General features: G+C 70.8%; 5 protein-coding genes. 2 read left to right on the forward strand and 3 right to left on the reverse strand.

What is annotated here, in order from left to right; all coding sequences use genetic code 11:
- Positions 1 to 253: 253 nt before the first annotated feature.
- The 3 genes from WH85_RS45540 to WH85_RS45550 form a co-directional block, all read right to left on the reverse strand.
- Entirely contained in the window at positions 254 to 1,078 is an 825-nt protein-coding gene (locus WH85_RS45540) for a class I SAM-dependent methyltransferase (protein ID WP_045748464.1), read from the reverse strand.
- Positions 1,079 to 1,185: 107 nt separating this feature from the next.
- Positions 1,186 to 2,139 carry an isopenicillin N synthase family dioxygenase gene (locus WH85_RS45545; RefSeq protein WP_245674387.1) on the reverse strand — a complete coding sequence of 318 codons (954 nt, stop codon included), beginning with the start codon at positions 2,137 to 2,139 and terminating at the stop codon, positions 1,186 to 1,188.
- A gap of 63 nt (positions 2,140 to 2,202) precedes the next feature.
- Positions 2,203 to 4,122, reverse strand: a complete 1,920-nt coding sequence (locus tag WH85_RS45550) for a glycoside hydrolase family 3 protein (RefSeq protein ID WP_157411645.1) — start codon at positions 4,120 to 4,122, stop codon at positions 2,203 to 2,205.
- 120 nt (positions 4,123 to 4,242) lie between these two features.
- Between WH85_RS45550 and WH85_RS45555 the strand changes: the two genes are divergently transcribed.
- Both WH85_RS45555 and WH85_RS45560 read left to right on the forward strand, forming a co-directional pair.
- Positions 4,243 to 4,665 (forward strand): response regulator, encoded by a 423-nt coding sequence (locus tag WH85_RS45555; RefSeq protein ID WP_045748467.1) that lies wholly within the window; start codon positions 4,243 to 4,245, stop codon positions 4,663 to 4,665.
- Between the two features lie 71 nt (positions 4,666 to 4,736).
- Positions 4,737 to 6,902 (forward strand): sensor histidine kinase, encoded by a 2,166-nt coding sequence (locus WH85_RS45560; RefSeq protein WP_045748468.1) that lies wholly within the window; start codon positions 4,737 to 4,739, stop codon positions 6,900 to 6,902.
- The last annotated feature ends 250 nt before the right edge of the window (positions 6,903 to 7,152 follow it).

A 7,152-nucleotide genomic window follows, 5' to 3' on the forward strand; every position in this document is an offset into this window, starting at 1 on the left:
CCCGTACTACACCCAGGACTTCGGCTTCTGACGGTCCCCCCGCCGTCGAAGCCGGAAAGCGATGCCCCAGCCGATCCCCCTGCGGCTGGGGCATCGCTGTTCCTGAAGTTCAGGACCGGATGCACCGGGATCCGCAGCTGACATCCACCGGTACTACCGCCTGAAACGGTGTCTGCCCGGCGCGGTGTGCCCGCACCCCAGAATTCACCGGGCCTGCTCGCCCCAGACCGGGCCCTGTCCCGACGCCGTCATCTCACCCCGCCGGCGTGCGGGCGTGCACCACATGGCCGCCCGGCGTGCCGGCGGGCACCGCATCCTGCGGTTCGAACCAGCGGGCCGCCATCTCCGCCGGGCCGATGTCGTCCAGGCCCACGAAGCCCCCGGCCCGCAGGATCGTGGCCAGGTCGTCCGGCCGGAAATACGTCTGGAAGGGTTCGCCCACGGTCGCGACCCGCCTCGCCCGCTCCTCCAGGGCCGCCCGCTGCGCCGCCGGCAACGACGACGGCGGCATCGTGTAGTCGAAGACCACCTCGGATCCGGGCACGCCCGCCACATACCTCAACGTCTCGTCGAAACCCGCCCTGGTCAGATAGGGCACCACACCCAGCCAGACGAAGAACGACCGCTCGTCCCGCAACGTGTCCGCGAGCGACTGCCTCTCGAAATCCATTCCGGTGTACGTGACGGAGTCCGGCACCGTGATGCCCGCGCCGGCGAGCAGGTCACGCTTCCACGCCTGGGTGTCGGGATGGTCGACCTCGACGACCCGGACGCCCGGGAACGGATTGCGATAGGCGAACGTGTCGAGCCCGGCCCCGAGCACCACCACGCGGCGGACTCCGGCCCGCACCGCGCGGGCCATGGCATCCTCGGCGAACCGGGACCGAGCCGCCAGGAACAACCGGGTCGCCCGGTGGGACGGCTCGTCCGGCTCGGCCAGCAACCGGTCCGCCGTACGGCCCTCCACCAGCCGCACCGCCAGCGGATCGGTGAAGATCCGTCCCCCGTCCACGACCTGATGCGCCGCCCGGAACTCCGCGGCGGCCCAGGCCGTCCGGCTCGCTTCCCCGATCTTCATCCCGTTGCCTCCCGGTCGTCGCTACGACGGTGCGGAAGACTACCGACCTGAACGTCCCCCCGCGACCGGTTTGCGGGGCGCTCGCTCCCGGAAGCGAACGACCCGGATCAGCCGACCGAGGCCGCCGCCTCCCGCTCCCGGAAGTAGTCGCCGGCGACCACCGGCGGATGGTTCGCGCCGCCGCCGGCCGGAGGTGGCAGCGGTGTGACGACGCGATCCATGTCCGCCTCGCAGAAGACGATGAGGCTGATCAGTTCCTCGTCCCGGTCGGCTTCCGGCGGTGGCAGCACCCGGTGCCGGGTGGAGCGCCACCGGTCGCCGGTCCACCGGGCCAGCAGGTCGGCGATGTTGACGGTGAACGCCCCCGGCACGTACGGGGCGTCCGCCCACGAGCCGTCGAGGTTCTGCACCTGGAGTCCGCCGTACCCGGGCTGCCGGTCGAGAATGGTGAGGATCCCCCAGTCGGTGTGCGGCCCGACCCGGAACTGTCCGTCGAGCGGCGTCCCGGTGACCGTCAGCGGCGGATAACGGTTGATGTTGAACGTGTACGGCGCGTTCCGGGACCGTTCGACGAAGTAGCCGCCGTCCAGCCCGAGCGCGATCGCCAGCACCTCCAGCAGTTCGCGGTAGAGCTCCTGGACCTGCGCCGCGTACGCGCTCACCGGCTCCCGCAACCCTGGCACCTCGGCCGGCCAGACGTTCGCCGCGAACCACGCCGGGTCGCGCCCGGGTTCGTCGCGTCCGAGCGTGAACGTCTCCTTGAGGTCGGGTCTGTCCGCGTCGGCGACCTCCCCGTAGAACGCGTTCGCCTCCCGCCCGCACGGTATCCACCCCCGCCCGCCGACGCCCGTCGCGTAGCGGTCCTTGACGGCACCGGGCAACGCGAAGAACGCCCGCGCCTGCGCCCGGATCCGCTCCTGCAGCGCACCGTCGATGCCGTGCCCGCCGACCAGGAAGAACCCGGAGTCCCGCATGGCCCGGTCGAGCCGCCCGGCCAGCACACCACGGTCCCGCACGTCGGCCGCCCGCCACGCACCCATATCGAAAAGGGGAATGTCCACGACATCACATCCCAGCAAGAAGACGAGATCAAAGGACTTCATCGACGGTACGCGGCCGCGGCGTCACGTGCGCAGGCCGTAGCCGTACGCGAAAAGGGGGTTGTAGGGCCTGTCCCCGATGTTGATCGGCACCTGGTCGACCGAACGCGGCCAGCTCACCGGCAGTCTCCCGGTGAACGGGCGCCGGCCGAAGAGCACGTCGGCGACGCCCCCGCCCTCGCTGCCGGGCAGCCACGACGCCACCAGCGCGTCGATGCTGCCGAGCTGGTCGGTGATCACTTGCGGACGGCCGGAGACGATCAGCACCACGCAGCGGGTGACCGCGTCGCAGACCTTGTCGACCACGGCCCGGTCGGCGGGTTGCAGGGTCAGCGATTTGGGCTCCTGTTGCGGCGCGGGACACCACGAGCAGACCGGGCCGCCCACGTCGCCGAAGCCCTCCGCGTAGGGCGTCTCGCCGACCACCACCACGCCGACGTCGGTGCGGGCGATCGGCGCGGACGCGTCGGCGCTGAAGGTGACCGACGCGGCCGGGGCCACCTGCCGGATGCCGTCCAGGATCGTCGTGCCGGGGATGCTGTCGCCGGTGCGGCCCTGCCAGTCGAGGGTCCAGCCGCCGGCCTGGTTGCCGATGTCGTCGGCGTTGCGCCCGGCCACGTAGATCCGCGCGTCCGGCCGCAGCGGCAGCGTGCGCGCGTTGTTCTTCAACAGCACCTGGGAGGCGGCGACCGCCTCGCGGCCCAGCGCCCGGTGTGCCGCCGTGCCGACCTCGCCGGCCGTGGCGTACGGGTTCTCGAAGAGGCCCAGCTGGAACTTGACCCGCAGGATCCGGGACACCGCGTCGTCGATGCGGGTCATCGGGACCCGCCCGGCCTGCACCTCCGCGGTGAGTGCCGCCTCGAACTGGGGTGCGGTGTTCGGTTCCATGAACATGTCGATGCCGGCGTTGACCCCGGCGCGGGCCTGGTCGGCGAGGGTGCCGGGCAGGTGGTGGATGCCCTCCCAGTCGCTGATCAGGAAACCGTCGAAGCCGAGCTTGCCCTTGAGCGTGCCGGTCAACAGTTCACGATGTCCGTGCATGTTGACGGGATTGCCGACGCCGTCATCCGTCCAGTCGACACTGGAGAACGAGGGCATCACGCTGCGGACGCCGTGCCGGGTGACCGCGGCGACGTACGGGGCCAGGTCGATGCGGGCGAAGTCGGCCCGGCTGGTGATCGTGACGCCCTGGTCGATCGGATAGTCGCCGGTGCCGGTCCCGTACGTGGTGTCGCCGTCGCCGGCGTAGTGCTTCACCGTGGCCAGGACACCGTTCTTCTCCAGCCCGTCGACGGCGGTCAGCATCCGGGTGACCAGGGCCGGGTCCTCGCCGAAACTCTCGTACGCGCGGCCCCACCGGTCGTCGCGGGTCACGCACACGCACGGCGCGAAGTTCCAGCGGATGCCGGTGGCCCGCATCTCCTCCGCCGTCGCCCGGTAGACCTGTTCGACCAGCCGCGGGTCACGGGACGCGCCGAGGCCGATGTTGTGTGGGAAGACGGTCGCCCCGTACACGTTGCCGTGGCCGTGGACGGCGTCCACCCCGTACAGGATGGGGATCTTCAAGGGGGTGGCGAGGGCGGCGCGCTGCAGCGTGTTGACGGTGTCCACCCAGGCCGCGGGGGTGTTGGGGGTGGGCACCGAACCGCCGCCGGAGAGCACCGAACCGAGGCGCCACTCGGTGACCAGGGTGGGGTCCGCGGCGACGGCGCCCCGCTCGGCCTGGGTCATCTGGCCGATCTTGTCGGCGAGGGTCATCCGGCCGAGGAGGTCCTGGACGCGCCGTTCGACAGGGACGCGGGCGTCACGATAGGAGACCGGAGTGCTGGTGACGGGTACGGGCAGGAGCGCGGCGACGAGGGCGCCGACGGCGTAGGCGGGTCGCATCCCGTCATCCTGGGCAGGCCGGTGGCCGGAACGGAAGGCGCACGCGGCAACCGACATATCGAAGTTGGTAATCGTCTGGCGCTTTCGGGGGAAATCTGCCCCGATTACCGGAACGCGCTACGGCCCCGGTCGGCGAGGGGCATGCTGAGGGGAATTGCTGCGACCGAAGGGCCGACGATGGCACGTTTGCTGATCGCCGAGGACGACGAGGACATCGCCCTGGTGCTGACCAGGGTTTTCAAACGCGCCGGAATGACCGTGACGCGTGCGCCCGACGGTCAGGCGGCCTACGAGCAGATCCTCGAACTCCGCCCGGACGTGATCCTCACCGACCTGGGGATGCCCCGGATGGACGGCTGGGACCTGATCGAGGCCGTCCGGTCGCACGCCGACGTCCGGCTCACCCCGATCGCCATCCTCAGCGGCCACCTGCACCCCGGTGATCCCCGGGCCGGCTCCGCGCAGGTCTGCGCCATCATGCTCAAGCCCTGCCCGAACGACCAGTTGCTGGCGACGATGGAAGAGCTGGTCGCGATCGGCCCGCACGAGCACGACGTGTCCGACAGCCGCTGCCCGGCCGATATGTCGGTTTCAGTATGAAGTCCCCGAGGCCGGGTACTAGCGTCGACAGTCAGTGACCACGGACTTCCGACGGAGAGGACGGGCCGGTCATGATGGTGGTGGACGAAGCTGTTCTCGGCGACCCCGTGCGCCTGGCCGCGGTACATCAAGCCCTGCGAACCATGTCCGGCGGGTTCGCCCGACTCGACGACGTCGCCACCCTCGCTGCGCGACTGATCGAGACACCGGTCGCCGTGATCACCCTGGTCGACAACGACGACGTCCACTTCCTCGGCTCGCACGGACTGCCCGACCAGATCTCGCACCTCAAGAAGCTGCCCCTGGCGTACTCGGTGTGCAAGTTCGTGGTCTGCGCCGACCACCTGATCATGGCCCAGGACATGCTCGACGACCCGGACGAGCGGCTGGCCGAACATCCGGTCGCCAACGAGTTCGGGATGCGCGCCTTCCTGTCCGTCCCGATCCGCGACCACCTGGACCGGCCGATCGGCTCGCTCACCGTCTTCGACCGTCGGCCGCGCGCCTGGAGCGACCCGCAGTGCGACACGCTGATGACGATCGCCGCGACCATGCTCGCCCCGGACAGCGTCACCCGCCCCGGCCCGTCCGGCGTCCCGGCTGCCGGCGACCTGAACGACATGCCGGACCTCCCGGTCGACACGGAATTCCTGCGCGGCATGGTCCGCAACCTCGACGCCGGGGTGATGGCCTGCGACGCCGAGGGCCGGGTCGTCTACATCAGCCGGGTCATGCGCGAGATGCGCGGCATGTCCGGCCAGGGGACGGCCACCATCGAACCGACGATGCTCACCGCCCCGGACAACCGGCCGCTCGCCTGGGAGCAGACCCCGATGATGCGGGCACTGGCCAGCGGCGACGTGATCACCGACGACGTCTACGTGCGCCGGGCCGGCCAGCGCATGCAGGTCTTCCACACCATCGCCCGCCCGATCGCCGCCGCCGACGGCACCATCCGCGGCGCGGTCGCCGTCGCCCACGACGTCACCGCCCTGCGCCGGGTCGAACGGTTCCGCAACTGCCACCTCGCCGTCGAACACATCCTGCAGAAGGCCGCCACCCCCGCCGAGGCCGCCCCCGAGGCGCTACGCGCCCTGACCGTCACCCTCGGCTGGCCCGCCGCCGAGCTGTACCTGATCGACGACGCCACCGGGCTGCTCCTGCCGGTCGGCCACTGGGACGCCTCCGGCCTCGAGGCGGACGGTTTCTTCGGCCATGTGCCCATCCGCGGCCAGGGCATCACCGGCCGCGTCTGGGAGAGCGGCCGGGCCATCTGGGAACCGGACATCAGCCTCAGCACCGAGCTGCGCACCAGCCACGAACGGGAACGCGTCGAGATCTGCCTGAGCCGCGGCGTGCGTACCGCCCTGGCCGTCCCGGTCCGCGACGGCAACTCGCTGCTCGGCGTGCTCACCTGCTATGCGGGCACCCAGGAGTTCGAGCCCGACCTGCTCACCGTGCTGCTGGACGGCGTCGCCGCCCAGTTCGGCGTGTTCGTCGCCCAGTGCCGCGCCGAGGAACTCTCCCGCCAGCTCGCCCGCGCCCAGAGCGACTTCGTGGACCTGGTCGGCCACGAGCTGCGAACCCCGCTGACCGCGATCACGGCGAACGCGACGCTCCTCGAGGAGGAGGCCGCCACCCTCGACCCGGACGTGCGGCAGATGACCCAGGTGATCGCGCGCAACGCCGGAAACCTGCAACGCATCGCCAACACGCTCCTGGACCTGGCCGGGCTGGACTCCGGGCACCTGGTCCTGGACGTACAGGAGGTGGACCTGGCAGCGCTGGTGACCTCGGTGATCACCGCGGCCTGCCGCGACGGCGAACGCCTCACCCTGGTCAGCGAACTCCCGCGCTCCCTGATCATCGCGGCGGACGGCACCCGGCTACGCCAGGTCATCGACGACATACTGTCCAACGCGGTCCGCTACAGCCCGCCGGGCGCCCCGGTGCACATCACGCTGCGCGCCGACGGTTCGATGGCCGACCTGTGCATCGCGGACGTGGGCATCGGCACGCCGGCGGCCGAACGCGCCCGGGTGTTCGACCGGTTCTTCCGCGGCAGCAACGTGCGGCATCAGGGGACGTCGGGCAGCGGCCTGGGATTGAGCCTGGCCCGCGCGATCGTGCTCCTGCACGGCGGCACGATCCGCCTGGACGAGAACCGTCCGTCGGGCACGATCGTCTGCGTGCGCCTTCCGCTCTCCGGGCCGCCGCCGGCCACGCCGATCATCTGAAGCCCTTTCCGGGGTACGCACGAAGCTCCGTCCCGCGCCTCCCGTGCGCTTCGGCAGTCCCGGCGTCGGCAGTCTCAACCTCTGTGACCCGTTTTAAAGCGCTATTTCCCTTTTAAAGCGCCATGACTCAGTTTCGACCGCGGGGACTACGCAGCGATGCCCCAGCCGCAGGGGGATCGGCTGGGGCATCGCTTTCCGGCTTCGACGGCGGGGGGACCGTCAGAAGCCGAAGTCCTGGGTGTAGTACGGG

Origin of the sequence: Actinoplanes rectilineatus (assembly GCF_000962825.1) — a bacterium.
Taxonomy (GTDB): domain Bacteria; phylum Actinomycetota; class Actinomycetes; order Mycobacteriales; family Micromonosporaceae; genus Actinoplanes; species Actinoplanes rectilineatus.